Origin of the sequence: Flavobacterium sp. ALJ2, from assembly GCF_015594725.1 — a bacterium.
Classification (GTDB): Bacteria; Bacteroidota; Bacteroidia; order Flavobacteriales; family Flavobacteriaceae; genus Flavobacterium.
In genome coordinates this window covers 446,648-464,221 of sequence record NZ_JADNRC010000001.1, presented here as the reverse complement: position 1 = coordinate 464,221, position 17,574 = coordinate 446,648, and the positions used below count along the sequence as shown (strand labels likewise).

The window sequence follows — 17,574 nt, the reverse complement described above, 5'->3', positions numbered from 1 at the left end:
CTAAAAAAAAAATGGACAAAAAAAAGAATCCTGAACTCAATGCTCAGGATTCTTTTTTTAAACTATAAATAATAATTGTTTTATTCATTATGCAAAAACGCTTGTCTACTCAACAAAGTTTCTTCATCTTCTACATGGTTATCATCAGGCACGCAACAATCAACCGGACACACTGCAGCGCATTGAGGCTCATCATGAAAACCTTTACATTCGGTACACTTTCCAGGAACGATATAGTAAACTTCGTCAGAAATAGGAGTTTGAGCATCATTTGCATCAACTTCAGTTCCGTCTTGTAAAATTATCTTTCCAGATAGTTTTGTTCCATCTTTGTATCTCCAATCGTCAGCACCTTCATAGATTGCTGTATTTGGGCACTCTGGTTCACAAGCGCCACAATTGATACATTCGTCGGTTATAATTATTGCCATTGTTTTCTTAGTCTTAAAGTTAAAAGCCTTAAAGTTATAAAGTCAAAAAAATTAAAAGAGCATTTTAGTCTTTTGACTAAATGACTTTTGACTTTCGACTTATTTATCCTTATTTTTGTGCAAAATTACAATCAAAACTATTCATATACAAATTACTTATGTTACAAAACGAAAAAAAACAATCTTTTATAGAACTCGGCAAGTTTTTAAGTCAATTTTCTGAAAATGATTGTAAAAAAGACAATAATGTTTTAAGTAATGACTTGTTTTTTGATGATTTCATAAAGCTGATTGACCTATCTCAATCACATAATGGCTGGTATACACCCGAGCAAGTATATTTTTCTATTCAATCTTGGGCTCAAGCATTGACAGAAAAGAACATAAATACATGGCTTTCAGCATACAAGATAAACATTAAAGAGCCTAAAAATATAGCTCTAATATTAGCAGGAAACATTCCGTTAGTTGGGTTTCATGATTTTTTATGTGTTTTAATCACAGGTCATAATGTACTTGTAAAAACCTCTTCAAATGATCAGCATCTACTCCCTTTTATAGCTAAATATCTTATTGCTATTAATCCAGATTTTGCTAGTAATATCACTTTCGTAGATGGGAAATTAGAAAATTTTGATGCTGTAATCGCTACAGGAAGTAATAATACAGCACGTTATTTTGAATATTATTTTAAAGATAAACCATCAATTATACGAAAAAGCAGAAACTCTGTTGCTGTGTTAAACGGAAAAGAAACCAAAGAACAACTTATTGCCTTAGGCGAAGATATATTAAGATATTTTGGTTTAGGCTGTCGAAATGTTTCTAAACTCTTCGTTCCTGAAGGGTATAAATTTGATTCCTTTTTTGAAGCAATTTTTGAATATCAAGATATTATTCATTATGAAAAATATGCTAACAATTACGACTACAACAAAGCCGTTTTCCTGATGAGTAACTTTAAATTACTAGACAATGGCTTTCTTACTCTAAAAGAAGATGTAAGCCATGCCTCTCCCATTTCGAGTGTCTTTTATGAAAAATATGACAATATCGAAGTTTTAAAACAACGTTTACAAGCTGAAAACGAGCAAATTCAATGCATCGTAAGTAATAACTTAATAGAAAAAAGTATTCCATTTGGAAAAACGCAGACTCCTGAGCTGTGGGATTATGCAGACAACGTAGATACTATATCGTTTTTGTTAATAACATAAGTTAAAATCTTAGAATTATTGCGAATAATTTAACGATTTTTTGACTCCTATTCCCGAAATTTGCGTTTCTAAAAAATATTGGAACTTAACTACACCATGAAAAAACACAACTACAGCGCAGGACCAAGCATCTTACCTCAAGAAGTTTTTGAGAAAGCATCAAAAGCTATTTTAAATTTTAATGATTCAGGACTATCTATTTTAGAAATTTCGCACCGAAGTAAAGATTTCGTTGCAGTTATGGAAGAAGCTCGCTCCCTTGCTTTAGAGTTATTAGGACTTCAAGGAAAAGGCTATCAAGCCTTGTTTTTACAAGGTGGCGCAAGCACAGCATTCTTAATGGCTCCTTATAACTTAATGAAGGAGAACGGTAAAGCAGCCTATTTAGATTCAGGAACTTGGGCGGCAGCAGCTATAAAAGAAGCGAAATTTTTTGGAGAGACTATTACTATAGCTTCATCTAAAGAAGAGAATTACAATAATATTCCAAAAGGTTACGAAATACCTGCCGATGCAGATTATTTTCACTGTACAAGTAACAATACCATTTTTGGAACTCAAATGAAAGATTTCCCAGTAACAAATGTACCAGTAGTTTGTGACATGAGTTCTGATATATTTTCTCGTAATTTAGATTATTCTAAATTTGATTTAATTTATGCAGGAGCTCAAAAAAATATGGGACCTGCAGGAACTACTCTAGTAGTTATTAAAGAAGAAATTCTTGGTAAAAACGGAAGAACTATTCCTAGTATGCTAGATTATGCAAAACATATCAAAGCAGAAAGCATGTACAATACTCCTCCTGTTTTTGCCGTTTATGTTTCATTATTGACATTACAATGGATTAAAGAAAAAGGTGGTGTTGCAGCCATTGAAAAATTAAATGATGCAAAAGCTGCTTTGCTTTATGCTGAAATTGATAGAAACCCTTTATTTAAAGGTGCTGCAGTTGTAAAAGATCGTTCAAACATGAACGTTACTTTCTTATTAAACAATCCTGACCATACAGCAACATTTGATGCTATGTGGAAAGAAGCTAACATTTCTGGTTTACCTGGTCACCGTTCGGTTGGTGGGTACAGAGCATCTATTTACAATGCAATGCCAATAGAAAGCGTTCAGGTATTAGTAGATGTAATGAAAGCTTTAGAGTCTAAAGTTTAGTTCTCAGTCACAGTCTCGGTTTTTAGTTTTTAGTGAGCCGAAAACGTGAATTGACTACTAGAATACTAGCCCCGATAGAAGTGAAAATCTTTTTTGTTTTTTCTTTAAAAACAAAAAAGATTTGGAACGAATAGCGGGATTAGCTCCTAAACAAAAAAAGAAAAAAAATCATAATAATTGGTTCATCGATTAAAGAGTTAAACGATTAATCAATAAAAAATATAAAGACACAATGAAAGTATTAGCAAATGACGGAATTTCTAAAAGTGGAATTCTAGCTTTAGAAAAAGGTGGATTTGAAGTTATAACTACAAAAGTAGCACAAGAACAAGTTGCTAATTTTGTAAACGAAAACAATGTAGATGTTGTTTTGGTGCGTAGTGCAACCAAAGTACGCAAAGACATTATCGATGCTTGTCCAGGATTAAAAATAATTGGTCGCGGTGGTGTTGGTATGGACAACATTGATGTTGACTATGCAAAAAGCAAAGGGATTCATGTAATTAACACTCCTGCTTCATCATCTGAATCTGTGGCTGAATTAGTTTTTGGACATTTATTTAATGGAGTTCGTTTTTTACACGATTCAAACAGAAATATGCCTCTTGAAGGAGATACAAACTTTGACGGTTTGAAAAAAGCATATGCAAATGGTACCGAATTAAGAGGTAAAACCCTAGGTATTGTTGGTATTGGCCGTATTGGTCAAGCTACAGCAAAAATGGCATTAGGATTAGGAATGAAAGTTATCGCTGCAGATAGCTTTATCCCTAAAGTAGATGTTAAAGTAGAATTCTTTGACGGTCAATCAATAACTACAACTATCATTTCACAATCATTAGAGTCTTTATTTAAAGAAGCTGACTTCATTACTTTGCACGTTCCTGCTCAAGATGGTTACATCATCGGAGAGAAAGAATTAGCAATCATGAAAGATGGTGTGGGTATTGTTAACTGCGCTCGTGGTGGTGTTATTGATGAAGTTGCTTTGGTAAAAGCATTAGATAGCGGAAAAGTATCTTTTGCAGGATTAGATGTTTTTGAAAGCGAACCAAAACCAGAAATGGCTATTTTAATGCATACAAAAATCTCATTGACTCCACATATTGGTGCAGCAACTGGAGAAGCACAAGACAGAATTGGTACAGAATTAGCACAACAAATTATTACTTTGTTAAGCTAATCAATTATAATTAAATCACTTAAAATGGATTTATTAACATCGTTTAATAAATCCATTTATTTTTTTTATTAAATTTGAGTTCTAATCTAAATCCTAAATTCATGTTTGAGCAATTAACACAATTAGTACAACAGTACGGAGGTAGCTCTGTTGTAAACAATGCTGCTATACCAAATGAACAAAACGAAGCAGTACTGAAAGAAACAAGTAGTTCTATATTTTCTGGATTACAGAAAATAGCATCTGAAGGTGGTGTCGAACAACTTGCTGGTTTATTTCAAGGAAATTCTCCTATTGATAGTTCAAATCCTGTTGTTCAACAATTAACACAACAACTTACAGGAAATCTTGGTGAAAAGTTTGGATTAAGTACAGAAGCATCAAACGGTGTTGCTAGCAGTATGATTCCGCAAATTTTAGGCTCTCTTGTAGGGAAAGCGAAAGACTCTGGTGATAGCAGTTTTCAAATTTCTGATATTATTAATGCAATCTCAGGCAATGGCGGACAAGCTTCTGGAATTATGGATGCAATTTCTAAATACGGAACTCAATTTGGCTTAGATCAAAATGGAGATGGAAAAGTTGATGTTAGTGATGCTATGGCATTAGGAAACAAAAGCGGTGGCATAGGAGGTTTATTAGGAAAACTGTTCGGAAAATAGGTTTTTTATTTAAGATTCCGAGGTACTAAGTTTAAAAAATAACAATCAAAAGCTGTTTACATAAATGTAAATAGCTTTTTTTTGTAACTCTATTTCTCAAAAAAAAAAACACTTTTTTCAAAGTATCTTACATAGACGCACTGCGGCGCATCTTATCTACAGAAAATCTTTTGACCTCTTAAAAAGACCTTCTATTGTACATCACTTAAGGAAACCTTAGAACATTTGTAACTCTGAACCTCAGGGCCTCATTTCAAAAAACTGTTAAATAAGGAAAGGCTTCATTGATTTTTTTGTAAATTTATATATAAAATATTAGGTCATGAAAAATAGCATTTACATATTCCTACTTTTATTTGTTATTGTTGCGTGCTCCACTCAAAAAACAAGTATGACAGTTGCCAAGAAACCAGCTACTTCAGTAAATGATACTGTTCGAATTGCAAACGATGAACTAGAATACGAAGTAATAATAATCGACAGTGGTTTTAGTACCTGGCTAGCTTCAATGGCGTTACCCCGAAATCATTATTCACAATCATATCTGGAAAATAAAAACCGTCAATATGTACAAGAATGGAATAGCAGAGTTTTACAACCGCAACGTTACAATCCTAATCTATACGAAATGAGAATCGATTATGACCCAACTATTAATTATGGATATGAGGTAAATTACTTAATCTATAATTACATGATCTATTTTCAAAATACTTACAAACAAAAACTAGCAGGATATGTTCCTTCAAGATAATGTTGCTATATTTGTGATCATTATAAATAAGAATGAATAAATTAAAACAACGTTGGGGAATTACTTCTAATTTTCAACTCACCATCATATTTATTGTGTTTGCTATAACTGGTTCTACTTCGGCTTGGTTGTCTCATCCCTTTTGCATTTGGCTAGGAATCACAAAAGAAGATTTCGGGTTTTGGTTTACACTTATCCGATTAATAATCATTTTCCCTATTTATCAGGTACTACTTGTCGCAATTGGAGCCGTTTTTGGTCAATTCCGCTTCTTTTGGAACTTTGAAAAAAAAATGCTCAAAAATATGGGATTGGGATTTTTATTTAAAGAATAACATCTTTATCTATAGTCTTATCTTTCCTTTGAATAAAATAAGTATAAATCCAAGTCAAAGTAAACGATGGAATTACATCTGTAAACGGAAGAATCTCTTCAACAAAAGTTAAGATACCAGCTACTTTCCCTACACGGCCTTTATACATATAGGTCATTAAGAAACCTGCCAAGGGAGCCCAAACAACATCGGAAAACTCTCCTAAAAAAGGGATTGTAAAAGAAAGCATTCCTATACCATCAAAAAGTAACCCTAACAAAAGTTTCTTTATCTTCTCGTCTTTTACAAGTGTTTTTTCATTCATTTTAATACATATTAAAAGCTGAGTTACTATCAAATATAATTCATTTTAATTTTATACCTCTAAGTAAACTCATTAATTCTATAAGCATTAATCAAATTTCGTTCCTAAAATATTTTTAAATATAAAAACGAGTTTATCATATATCTCCCTTTTCAAATTTCAAATTTTCCATCTCTCTTTGAACATTTCACTTTTTACGAATAAATGTTCCTAAAATTCTGTTACAACACATTTTTATATCGGTAGAATCTTTGTTTCTTTGTAAAAACAGTTTCATAATGATACAGGCAAAAAATATACATAAATTCTATGATCAACTCGAGGTTCTAAAAGGAGTTGATTTGCATATAAAAAAAGGAGAAATTGTTTCGATTGTAGGTGCTTCTGGAGCAGGAAAAACAACATTGCTTCAAATCCTAGGCACACTTGATAAGCCTTCAGTTGACAAAACAACTTCATTGATTATAAACAATGAAAACGTTCTGAATTTAAGTGATAAAACGCTATCTAAATTCAGAAACTTAAACTTAGGATTCATTTTTCAATTTCACCAGTTGTTGCCTGAGTTTACTGCACTCGAAAATGTTTGTATTCCTGCTTATATTGCTGGCAAAAAACCTTCTGAAACTGAAGCTGAAGCTAAAAAATTATTAAAATACTTAGGGCTATCACACCGAATCAATCATAAACCCAATGAACTTTCAGGTGGGGAACAGCAGCGTGTTGCCGTTGCAAGAGCATTAATTAATAAACCAGATGTCATTTTTGCCGATGAGCCTTCTGGAAATCTAGATACTCTTTCAGCAGAAAACTTACATCAATTATTTTTTCAGCTTCGTGATGAATTTGGACAAACCTTTGTTATCGTAACTCATAATGAAGAACTAGCTAATATGGCCGACAGAAAACTCGTAATGGTAGATGGCTTAATTAGTAATTAGGAGCTATTTGCTTTATTGCTTGGCTCGGGTAGTTATCCCGACTGGGTAAAACTTTACGTATTTTACGAACTTTTATTTAAATCATGACCCAAACAGAACTCAAAGACTTTCTAAACGAAAAAGTCATTCAATACAACAATCAAGATTTTATCGAAAGTGATCCTGTACAGATTCCACATTTATTTTCACAAAAAGAAGATATCGAAATTGCTGGATTCCTTAGCGCCACAATTGCTTGGGGAAATCGCAAAATGATCATTAAAAACTCACACCAAATGATGGAATTAATGGGAAACACACCTTACGATTTTATCATGAGCCATACTGATGATGATATAGCAAGACTAGAGAACTTTGTCCATCGTACCTTTAACGGAAAAGACTTTGGCAGTTTTATTAAAGGATTGCAACACATTTATAAAAATCACGGTGGTCTTGAAGCTGTCTTCTCCAAAAATCAAGAGATAGATAGTTTGCAAAAAAGTATCCATGAATTTAAAAAAATTTTCTTTGAAATCGAGCATTTACAAAGAACTCAAAAACACATTTCGGACCCATTAAACAATTCTGCAGCCAAACGCATTAACATGTACCTGCGTTGGATGGTTCGACAAGACACGAAAGGCGTTGATTTAGGAATATGGAAAAATATCTCGCCTGCTAAACTTTCTTGTCCGCTTGATGTACACTCTGGAAACGTAGCTCGTAAATTAGCACTCCTTTCGCGAAAGTAAAATGATGGTAAAGCATTAGCTGAACTTGATTTAAATCTTCGTAAAATGGACCCTAAAGATCCTGTAAAATACGATTTTGCATTATTTGGATTAGGCGTTTTCGAAGGTTTTTAATATCATTTTCACTTTAAACAATAATCCCTTAAACAATTGATTTTTTTAAGGGATTATTAGTTCACAGAAGTTATTTTACTTTGTCGGTTAGTTCAACTTTAACACTCAACTTATCCCTAGTTAAGATTACAGAACTTATTTTTCCATCGCTAAAATTAAACTTTAACAAGTTTGGATAATCTACAATTTTAAATAATCCATTTTTAAGATATACCAACTCATTATCATTTTTTCCTTTAAAATGATCTAATAATGGAGATTCAACGTAAAGACGGTTATTCTTTTCTACAATTTTAGTTTTCACTCCTTGCGCATAAAGGAAATCGTCATAAGTCCCGATTAGTTTTTCTTTTAGATTTGAAGGCATTTCCTGAATTTCCTCATTAGCTGTTTTTCCATTCCAGTTCATCAAAGTCAGAAGCTTTCTTTGAGTCTGTCCCATCACAGGAAAACGATTCGGTTTTTCTCCATTGGTTAGAAACACAAAACCGTTTCCATCTGTCATAGTAGCAAAAACACTGCCTCCTACTCCAGTATTTGAACCATTACATATAAACCAATCATAATTATTATAACCAAAGGACTTTTGCCATCCATAACTCCATCCGCCAACAGCATCTTTTAAAGCGGTTACTTCAGTTACTTTTTTTGCAACATTATGTGAAATCACTTTATTGTTTTTATTACGCAAGGCATTTTGCATCTCGATAACAATTTTAGCTAAATCTGTAGGCGTAGACCACATTCCTGATGCTCCAACTTGCGGTGTAATTGGCAAACCTGTTCTAATAACCTTCCCATTTTCATCGTGAACGAATGCTACATTTGTTGGAAATCCTTTTTCATCAGGTTGTATCATTGTAGTGTTTTTTAGCCCAAGAGGAGAGAAAATATATGCTGCAGCAAGTTCTGCAATAGATTTATTAAAAGTATCTTCTAATGCCATCTGAACAATTACATAACCGCCACCACTATATGCCCAACCTGTTCCTGGAGTAAACAAGAAATCAATTTCTTTATCATATCTCGGAATCTTTCCTAAAAGACTTTCTTTTATTGTCGGGATTGTATCTCCTTCATAGTAATCTGCAAATCCACTTTGGGTTGTACCAGCCGTATGATTAAGAAATTGTCTCCAAGTTGGACTATTATTCTCCGTAAACTTACTCTTTGGCAAATGCCAGCGTTTTAGAAAACCATCTATCGGATCATCTAAATTAATTAACCCTTTCTCTTCGAGCATAAAACAAAGAAGTGCCGTGATTGGTTTTGAAATCGATGCGGTAGAAAAAGCAGTATTTTGATCCATTTTCTCTTTTGAATCTATTGATTTTACACCAAATTGATTTGAGTAGACTATCTTGTAATTTTCGAAAACAACAACACTAAATCCTGCCAGTTTATTTTTTTCTAGTTGTTTATCGATATTTAAACTGTCTGTAAGAAAGCTATAATCTCTTTCTTTTGATACTGCTTTTTTACTTGTTTGAGCACTTGCGACTGTTACTATAAGAAGTAATAAATAGATAATGTTTTTCATTGTATCGTAATTTTTAAGGTTAAGAATTTATTTCGATACAAAGATGCGGGAGAAGATAAACCTACACGACCGAATAAAAATATTCGAACGCATTTGTTTAAAAAAACTAGTACAAGTAATTACAAAACACTAAACTACAATGTTTTACGATAATCAGTAGGAGTAAACCCTGTGTGCTTTTTAAAAGCAGTATTAAAAGAAGATTTTGAATTAAAACCTACATCATAAAGAATTTCAAGAACTGTTACCTTACTTTTTGTAACATCTTTTAAAATATCCATGGCGCTTTCTATACGATAAGTATTAATGAAATCGTAAAAATGCTGATCTAACTTATGATTAATTAAAAGTGAGAGATCTCTAACAGGAATTGCAATCCCCTTAGAAATATCCTGAATTGTTAAAGAAGGATCAAGAAATGGCTTTTCTTCGTCCATATATTGTTGTAATTTTAATAGATCTTCATTGTATTCTTTTTCACTTACAACTAATTGCTTCTTATTTTTTTCTTCTAAAACAATATCCGAAACCAGTTTTAATCTTGAATCAATATTTCTAAATAAACTAGGATTGTTTAATGCTTTTAATAAATACCAACAAATAATAAATAACTGAAATACTAAGAGTCCAATTTTTATCCATTCAGAGATATAAGGATAATCAGAAAACTTGAAGATATTTTTTAAAAGAGCCACCGAATACAAAATAGTTAATACAACCGTAAACTGAAACAACCAATTATAAGAACTAATACTGGTACCTGCATAATTTTCGAGGTATAGTTTTTTTGCTTTTCTTAATACCATAAAAACAGCAATGATATATACAATTAGCTGAACATGTATAAGAATATGATTGAACTGTATTTCAACCATATTTTGATAGTTTTTTATAAAATTAATTTTAGATGCATCATCTACCGCATAAAAACGAGGTATCAAAATTGCATTTGCAATTAAAAATGGAAGCAGATGTAGTATATATTTAGGTTTGAGCTTAAAATCAGAATAACAAACAGACAATACATATAGGTAAAAAACAGGAATTTGCAAGAAAGCAAATAAACCTCTTAACATTCCGAAATTTGAAGGTCCATCAACCATTAAGTTAAATAAAGTTTGACTAGTATCTATAGCTGTTAATAATAAAAAAGTAGCAAAAAGATAATTACTTATCTTATGGTTTGTTTTAACTGTTACCAGAAAAAAGGCAAGAAATAATGAAATGAACAAAGAGATTACAGTCACAATTATTAATAAATTAATCTTTTCCATTTAGCTATTTTCTTTTGTTATTATTACAGTTCATGTTTATCATTTTTTTTCTAAATATATAAAATTGAAATATTATAAATACTAAGTAAATCAAAGGGAAACTAATCCACCAAACTACAGTAAAAGAATTATAGGGATACAAATCAATTAGTATATAAATCATAGCAGCAAATGGTATTCCTATAAAAGTTAGTAATGATAAGAAATAATTAGTTCGAATTATCCTTTGTAAATTTAGGAAGAAAGCTGTAGAAAAAATAATCATTACAATAGAATATACCAATGTATAATATAAATTAAAATGGGTAAATAAGAAATCCAAAATGGTTTCAAATAAATTTCCATTGCTTGATTTTAGTTATGTAAAAGCTAATACAAAGTAAATTAAAAATAATATAGCGGTTAACAAAAAATTTAGTAACCAAAATTTAAAAATGTATTTTCTCATATTTTTTTTAAGTTGCAGTGGTGTTTCACAAAATTGTCACTAACCTTCTTACGCTTAGCGAGATTGAGAATTTTGAAACTGAGTATTTTTAGCTAAGATAAAATTTATTACGAAATACAACCATTAATGTACTGGAATTAAATCTTTTTATCGAGTTATAACCAACAAGTATATAACCTTTCTTTCTTTGACAATAGCGACAAAACTTGATTTAAATCTTCATAAAATGAGTTCTTTAGTTCTTGTAAAACACTTTTTTACTTTATTAGATTCAGTTATTTTTTTAACAGCTTCAATATTGAATATTAGATCGTTACCTATTTAAATTATCATATGATTCCAAGAATTTAGCAAACTAACCGCTATTTTAATGTACCTTTGCACAAAATTTAATGCAAATGAGCACTTTCGAGACATTTAATCTTCCTAAATCCGTACAAAAAGCAATTGATGAATTAGGCTTCGTTACGCCTACTCCAATTCAAGAAAAATCTTTTTCTGTAATTATGTCCGGTCGTGATATGATGGGAATTGCACAAACCGGTACAGGTAAAACATTTGCCTATTTATTACCTTTATTAAAACTATATAAATTTACCCCAACCAATACTCCTAAAATTGTAATCCTAGTTCCAACACGTGAATTAGTTGTTCAGGTTGTTGAAGAAGTAGAAAAATTAACCAAATACATGTCGGTTAAAACATTGGGTATTTTTGGTGGTGTAAATATTAATACACAAAAAAAAGCCGTTTACGAAGGAATCGATATCTTGGTGGGAACACCTGGAAGAACGATGGACTTAGCACTAGATGCGGTAGTACGTTTTGATGAAACTCAAAAACTAGTTATTGATGAGTTTGACGAAATGCTTAATTTAGGTTTCCGTACGCAATTAACAGCGCTTTTGGCGATGATGAAAACCAAACGTCAAAATATTTTATTCTCTGCAACAATGACCGATGAGGTTGATGCCGTTTTGAATGACTTTTTTGATTTCCCAGAAGAAGTTACTCTTGCAGCATCTGGAACGCCACTAGAAAATATTGAGCAAATTACCTATAATGTTCCTAATTTTAATACCAAAGTAAACTTACTGAAACACTTATTACAGAATAACGAGGACATGAGTCGTGTTTTAGTTTTTGTAAATAATAAGAAGATTTCGGATATGCTTCACGATCGTATCGAAGAAGATTTCGAAGGACAGTTTGGTGTAATTCATTCTAATAAATCACAAAATTACCGTTTGAGTACGATGGCTGCTTTCCAAGAAGGAACGCTACGCGGACTTATAACTACCGATATTATGGCGAGAGGTTTGGATATTTCCAATATTACTCACGTTATCAACTTTGAACTTCCTGAATTTCCTGAATTGTACATGCACAGAATAGGTAGAACTGGTCGTGCCGATGCAACTGGAACAGCAATAAGCTTTATTACTCCTCGTGAAGAAGAATTTAAAGTAGAAGTAGAAGTTTTAATGAATAGAGAACTTGAAATAGCTGAATTTCCTGAAGAAGTAGAAGTTTCTATAAAATTAATCGAGCCTGAAAAAGACAGACAACCAGTGAAGTTTTTAATGAAAAAACAAAAACTTTCAGGAGACGGGGCTTTTCATGAAAAAGATAAAAAGAATAAGAAAGTCAACTTAGGGGGACCTTCTAAAACAAAGAAAAAAACGCACGGATCTGTTAACAGAAACATGCTAAAAACAAGAGATAAGAAAAGAAAAGATAAGAATAAATAGTTTTTTATTTAAGATTCAAAGGCTCAAAGGTGCTGAGGTTCTAAGTTTTTTTTAAACTTATACTTTTCACCTTTGAGCCTTTTTTTAGCTTTTGTAACTATGAACCTTTCTCAATCAAAAATCCAACTTTGAATACTGAAACTGGTACTGTCACTAAAAACTAGTTAAACACCAAACATACTGGCGCGCACAGCTCAATTCTCTTTCCTGTATCTGTAAGTTTACCAGTAGCTTTATCTCTTTTAAAAACAACAATATTATTTGTGTATTGATGTCCTACTAAAAGGAAATTCCCTGTAGGATCGATAGAAAAATCTCTTGGCCCTTTTCCTAAAGTACTTACTTGCTCTTGCAATTCTAAACCACCATTTTTAAGAATTTTATACACTGAAATATTATTAGCATCTACACGATCCGATATATATAAAAATTTACCATCTAGAGACATTTTTATAGCTGCAGCCCCAGTTCCACCTTTAAAATCTTTAGGAAGAATACTTGTTTCGGCAATTAACTTTAAACTTCCGTTTTTATCATAGCTAAAAGTAGTTAGAGTAGCATCTAATTCCTGAATTAAATACACAAACTTCCCGTCTTTACTAAACGTTAAATGTCTTGGTCCACTTCCTGATTTTACATCAATACTCCCTTTTAAGGTAAGAATTTTATCCTGTGAAGTTGGATTGTAATTGTAGATAAACACTTTATCAAGACCTAAATCATTCGATAAAACATATTTCTTATCTGGCGAAAAATAAACCATATGCACGTGAGCACCTTCTTGTCTTTGAGCATTAACCCCTTTTCCTGTGTGCTGAATCACTTGTTTCGCTTCCGAAATTCCTTCGGCAGTCTTTTTGAATACAGAGATGTTTCCTCCAGAATAATTGGCAGTTATTACATTTTCACCATCATTAATTAAGTAGCAAGGATCTGCTCCCATCGCTTTTTGCTTATTCAAAAAAGTAACCTTTCCTGATTTTGGCTCATATCCAAAAGCACTTACTGTACTTTCTGCCCCATTTTCGTTAACTGCATAAATAAATTTATTATCTGCAGAAACTGATAAATAACTTGGGCTCACAGTGCTTTCTGAAGTGTTTTTTAATTTAGATTCACCCGAATCAGTATCAAATTCATATACATAAATTCCTTTGCTTTCACAACTATTAGTATATGTTCCTACCAACAGATTAACTTTGTTTTGCGCTTGAATTCCTGTAAAGAATAGAGTTAAAAGCAAAACGGCATACGATTTTCTCATTTATAAAAATTTTATTGAAACGCTAAAATACATAATATCCTCATAATCGTTAAGATTAATTTGGTTGTTCGAAAAAATATAACAACATCAGTAAAAACTGATTGTAAATTTGTATTTTTGACAAGCGAAAAACTCAATGAGTTCCATTGAAAATAAAATCAGTGAAGTAAACTAAACTTTAGAATGCATTTTAAACATCCCGAAATTTTATACTTTCTATTCTTATTGATTGTTCCAATTTTGGTTCATTTATTTCAATTAAGACGTTTCAAAAAGTCATATTTCACAAATGTTCGACTTTTAGCAAAGCTCTCTATCCAAACTCGAAAAAGTTCCAAAATCAAGAAATGGCTATTATTAGCGACACGATTATTGTTGCTTACTTGTCTTATTCTTGCTTTTGCTCAACCCTTTTTTACTGCCAAAGACAGTAAAAATGCCAATAATGAAATGTATATCATTCTTGATAACTCCTTTAGTATGCAGGCAAAAGGTAAAAAAGGGGAATTACTAAAGCGTGCCGTTCAGGAATTACTAGAAAATACTCCCGAAAACGCTTCGTTTTCTTTACTTACTAACACTGAAAATTATTGGAATACCGACATAAAATCGGTGCGCAACTCATTACAGAACCTAAAATATAGCGCCACTCCTTTTGAACTGGATAATATAATAGCAAAGGTAAAAGCTCGTAAATCGACGTTTAAAAAAGACATTATAATTATTACAGATGCTGTTGGACTAGATGAAAAACAGTTAAAAAACATTCGCTCTGAAGACGCTCCATATTTTATAATTCCGAAAGCGGAACAAAAAAACAATGTGGCAATTGATAGCGTCTTCATCAGTCAAACCTCAGATAATTTCTATGATATCAGTATTAATTTATCTGGTTATGGTGATAATTTCAAACCAATTTCGATGTCTTTATTCAACAATGATAAACTAATCGCTAAAACCATTGTAAATTTTGATACTAAAAAGAAGAAAATCAATTTTACCATTCCAAAACAAGCTTTTCATGGCTACGTAGCTATTGAAGATAATGGTTTGGAATATGATAACCGATTGTTTTTTAGCATTTCCGACTCTAAAAAAACGAATGTTATTAGTATTGGAGAATCTGCCAAAAGCAATTTCTTATCTCGAATTTATACTTCAGAAGAATTCAATTATCTTAATTTTGATATTCGCTCTCTTGATTACAATAGCTTAGACAAGCAAGATGCAATTATCCTGAATGAACTGGACGAAATTCCTCAAGCATTACAAACTACTTTAAAATCATTTGTATCCAAAGGTGGAAATGTTGTTATTATTCCATCCGAAAAGATCGCTGTTACTAATATGAATTCTTTTTTATCCAATTTTGGTAAAGTACAAATGGGTTCTCTTGAAAACAAAGAAAAACTGATCACCAAAATTAACTTTGATCACCCTATATTCTCTGGTGTTTTCGAAAATAAAATCAAGAACTTCCAATATCCAAAAACAAAGACTTCATTCCCTATTACAAGTTCGTATTCATCGGCTTTGTCATATGAAGACCAAAGTGCTTTTCTAACCTCAATACAGAATCAGGTTTCGGCAGTTTCTGTTTTTTCAGCACCTATAAATAGCGTTAATTCTAACTTTCAGCAATCGCCATTAATTGTTCCTGTTTTTTATAAAATGGCACAAAACAATCAAAAATCTGGTATAAATGCAATAACCATTGGTAATAATCAACCTTATTTTGTTGAAACATTATTATCTAAAGATGCCATTTTAGAAGTAAGAGGAACTGAGGAACAATTTATTCCAATCCAACAGATTTTAAATAATAAAGTAAAAATCGTTTTCAATGATTATCCTGAACAAGCTGGTAATTATACCATTTATAATAAAAAAGAAGCATTAGAAAACGTAAGCTTTAATTACAAACGAAGTGAAAGTGATTTGAATCAGATTAATACTAATCTAATCTCTGATTACAAAACTGCCGATACGATTTCGACTATTTTTAACACCCTGCAAACAGAGCGAACAGATAATGAGATTTGGAAATGGTTTATTATCTTTGCATTGTTATTTATAGTCGCAGAAATGGCTGTTATTCGATTCGTAAAGTAAACCTTAAGTTTTGTTTTACGCTCAATAATAAATAACACTTTACCATTAAAAAGGATTTTGTGTTTGAATAAAATAAATACCTATATATGAAAATAATCATCCGAGAAGCAAAAATTATAGATTCAAAAAGTCCATTTCATAACAAGACTACAGATATCTTAATTAAAGATGGTTTAATCGAAAAGATAGGAACTTCACTTCCTAATACTGAAAATGCCGACGAGATAAAACTCGATAATTTACATATTTCGCAAGGATGGTTTGATAGCAGTGTTTCGTTTGGAGAGCCAGGTTACGAAGACCGTGAAACAATCATAAACGGATTGAACGTAGCTGCAAAAAGCGGATTTACTGCAATTGCATTACAACCTAACTCCTATCCAATTATCGATAACCAATCGCAAGTAAATTTTGTAAAAAACAAAGCCAATGGTTTTGCTACTGAACTTTTCCCTATCGGAGCTTTAACAAAAGCCAGCGAAGGAAAAGATATGGCTGAATTATTCGACATGAAGAAAACTGGAGCTGTAGCTTTTGGTGATTATAACAAAAGTCTTGACAATGCCAATTTACTTAAAATCGCATTACAATATGTACAGGATTTTGATGGTTTGGTAATTGCTTATTCGCAAGATCAAAACATTAAAGGTAATGGTGTTGCTAATGAAGGAATTGTTTCGACTAAATTAGGCTTAAAAGGAATTCCTGATCTTGCTGAAGAATTACAAATTGTACGCAACTTATTTTTATTAGAATACACAGGCGGAAAACTCCATATTCCGACTATTTCTACTGCTAAATCGGTTCAATTAATTAAAGATGCTAAAGCAAAAGGTCTAAACGTAACAACTAGCGTTACTGTACATCATTTGGTTTTAACCGATGAAAAATTAGAAGGTTTTGATACTCGATTTAAAGTTACGCCACCATTACGAACAGAAACTGACAGACAAGCCTTGCTAAATGGTGTTCTAGACGGAACTATCGATATGATTACATCTGATCATAATCCGATAGATATTGAATTTAAAAAAATGGAGTTTGATATGGCCAAAAATGGTACTATTGGTCTAGAAAGTGCTTTTGGTGCATTAACAACTGTACTGCCATTAGCAACTGTAATCGAAAAACTAACATTAGGAAAATCTGTTTTCGGTATCGAAAACGAAACAATTACTGAGGGTTCTAAAGCAAATATAACGTTGTTTAATCCTAATGGCGAAAGCGTTTTTACCAAAGGAAATATCTTATCTAAATCTAAAAATTCTGCTTTTTTGGGAACTCAACTACAAGGTTCTGTTTACGGAATCATGAATCAGAATCAATTGGTATTAAAAAAATAA

The 17,574-nt window shown here is 31.8% G+C and carries 15 protein-coding genes and 1 pseudogene; 11 read left to right on the top strand and 5 right to left on the bottom strand.

The features are described from left to right. Positions 1–80: 80 nt before the first annotated feature. Entirely contained in the window at positions 81–431 is a 351-nt protein-coding gene (locus tag IUY40_RS02065) for a 4Fe-4S dicluster domain-containing protein (RefSeq protein ID WP_195735226.1), read from the bottom strand. Positions 432–589: 158 nt separating this feature from the next. On the opposite strand from IUY40_RS02065, the gene IUY40_RS02060 reads away from it, so the two are divergent. From IUY40_RS02060 to IUY40_RS02035, 6 genes are all read left to right on the top strand, one after another. Next, positions 590–1,648, top strand: coding sequence for an acyl-CoA reductase (locus IUY40_RS02060; RefSeq protein ID WP_195735225.1), 1,059 nt, complete (start codon positions 590–592; stop codon positions 1,646–1,648). 96 nt (positions 1,649–1,744) lie between these two features. Continuing rightward, entirely contained in the window at positions 1,745–2,815 is a 1,071-nt protein-coding gene (serC, locus tag IUY40_RS02055; protein ID WP_195735224.1) for a 3-phosphoserine/phosphohydroxythreonine transaminase, read from the top strand. Positions 2,816–3,047: 232 nt separating this feature from the next. Then, on the top strand, positions 3,048–3,998 hold the full coding sequence (locus IUY40_RS02050) for a D-2-hydroxyacid dehydrogenase (RefSeq protein ID WP_195735223.1): 951 nt from the start codon (positions 3,048–3,050) through the stop codon (positions 3,996–3,998). A 101-nt stretch (positions 3,999–4,099) separates the two neighbouring features. Then, positions 4,100–4,660, top strand: coding sequence for a hypothetical protein (locus IUY40_RS02045; protein WP_195735222.1), 561 nt, complete (start codon positions 4,100–4,102; stop codon positions 4,658–4,660). A gap of 322 nt (positions 4,661–4,982) precedes the next feature. Continuing rightward, positions 4,983–5,414, top strand: a complete 432-nt coding sequence (locus tag IUY40_RS02040) for a DUF6146 family protein (protein ID WP_195735221.1) — start codon at positions 4,983–4,985, stop codon at positions 5,412–5,414. A gap of 32 nt (positions 5,415–5,446) precedes the next feature. Next, a complete protein-coding gene (locus tag IUY40_RS02035) occupies positions 5,447–5,749 on the top strand; it encodes a DUF6787 family protein (RefSeq protein WP_195735220.1) in 303 nt (100 codons plus the stop codon). On the opposite strand, the gene IUY40_RS02030 is transcribed toward IUY40_RS02035, so the two are convergent. Further along, on the bottom strand, positions 5,739–6,053 hold the full coding sequence (locus IUY40_RS02030; RefSeq protein ID WP_195735219.1) for a hypothetical protein: 315 nt from the start codon (positions 6,051–6,053) through the stop codon (positions 5,739–5,741). The two genes, IUY40_RS02035 and IUY40_RS02030, sit on opposite strands and share 11 nt — an antisense overlap. Positions 6,054–6,331: 278 nt before the next feature. On the opposite strand from IUY40_RS02030, the gene IUY40_RS02025 reads away from it, so the two are divergent. Together IUY40_RS02025 and IUY40_RS02020 are read left to right on the top strand one after the other, a co-directional pair. Then, the gene (locus tag IUY40_RS02025; RefSeq protein ID WP_195735218.1) at positions 6,332–6,994 is read left to right on the top strand and encodes an ABC transporter ATP-binding protein; all 663 of its coding nucleotides are present in this window, start codon (positions 6,332–6,334) and stop codon (positions 6,992–6,994) included. An 83-nt stretch (positions 6,995–7,077) separates the two neighbouring features. After that, positions 7,078–7,842, top strand: a pseudogene (locus tag IUY40_RS02020) (TIGR02757 family protein). A gap of 70 nt (positions 7,843–7,912) precedes the next feature. Here the strand turns inward: IUY40_RS02020 and IUY40_RS02015 are convergent. Together IUY40_RS02015 and IUY40_RS02010 are read right to left on the bottom strand one after the other, a co-directional pair. Next, on the bottom strand, positions 7,913–9,382 hold the full coding sequence (locus tag IUY40_RS02015) for a serine hydrolase domain-containing protein (protein WP_195735217.1): 1,470 nt from the start codon (positions 9,380–9,382) through the stop codon (positions 7,913–7,915). Between the two features lie 134 nt (positions 9,383–9,516). Continuing rightward, positions 9,517–10,656, bottom strand: coding sequence for a helix-turn-helix domain-containing protein (locus IUY40_RS02010; RefSeq protein WP_195735216.1), 1,140 nt, complete (start codon positions 10,654–10,656; stop codon positions 9,517–9,519). 846 nt (positions 10,657–11,502) lie between these two features. Here IUY40_RS02010 and IUY40_RS02005 point away from each other — a divergent pair. Then, complete coding sequence (locus IUY40_RS02005; protein WP_195735215.1) at positions 11,503–12,855, top strand: DEAD/DEAH box helicase; 1,353 nt, start codon at positions 11,503–11,505, stop codon at positions 12,853–12,855. A 160-nt stretch (positions 12,856–13,015) separates the two neighbouring features. On the opposite strand, the gene IUY40_RS02000 is transcribed toward IUY40_RS02005, so the two are convergent. Beyond that, the gene (locus IUY40_RS02000) at positions 13,016–14,119 is read right to left on the bottom strand and encodes a lactonase family protein (protein WP_195735214.1); all 1,104 of its coding nucleotides are present in this window, start codon (positions 14,117–14,119) and stop codon (positions 13,016–13,018) included. A gap of 183 nt (positions 14,120–14,302) precedes the next feature. On the opposite strand from IUY40_RS02000, the gene IUY40_RS01995 reads away from it, so the two are divergent. Further along, on the top strand, positions 14,303–16,231 hold the full coding sequence (locus IUY40_RS01995) for a BatA and WFA domain-containing protein (protein ID WP_195735213.1): 1,929 nt from the start codon (positions 14,303–14,305) through the stop codon (positions 16,229–16,231). A gap of 86 nt (positions 16,232–16,317) precedes the next feature. After that, positions 16,318–17,574 (top strand): dihydroorotase, encoded by a 1,257-nt coding sequence (locus IUY40_RS01990; protein WP_195735212.1) that lies wholly within the window; start codon positions 16,318–16,320, stop codon positions 17,572–17,574.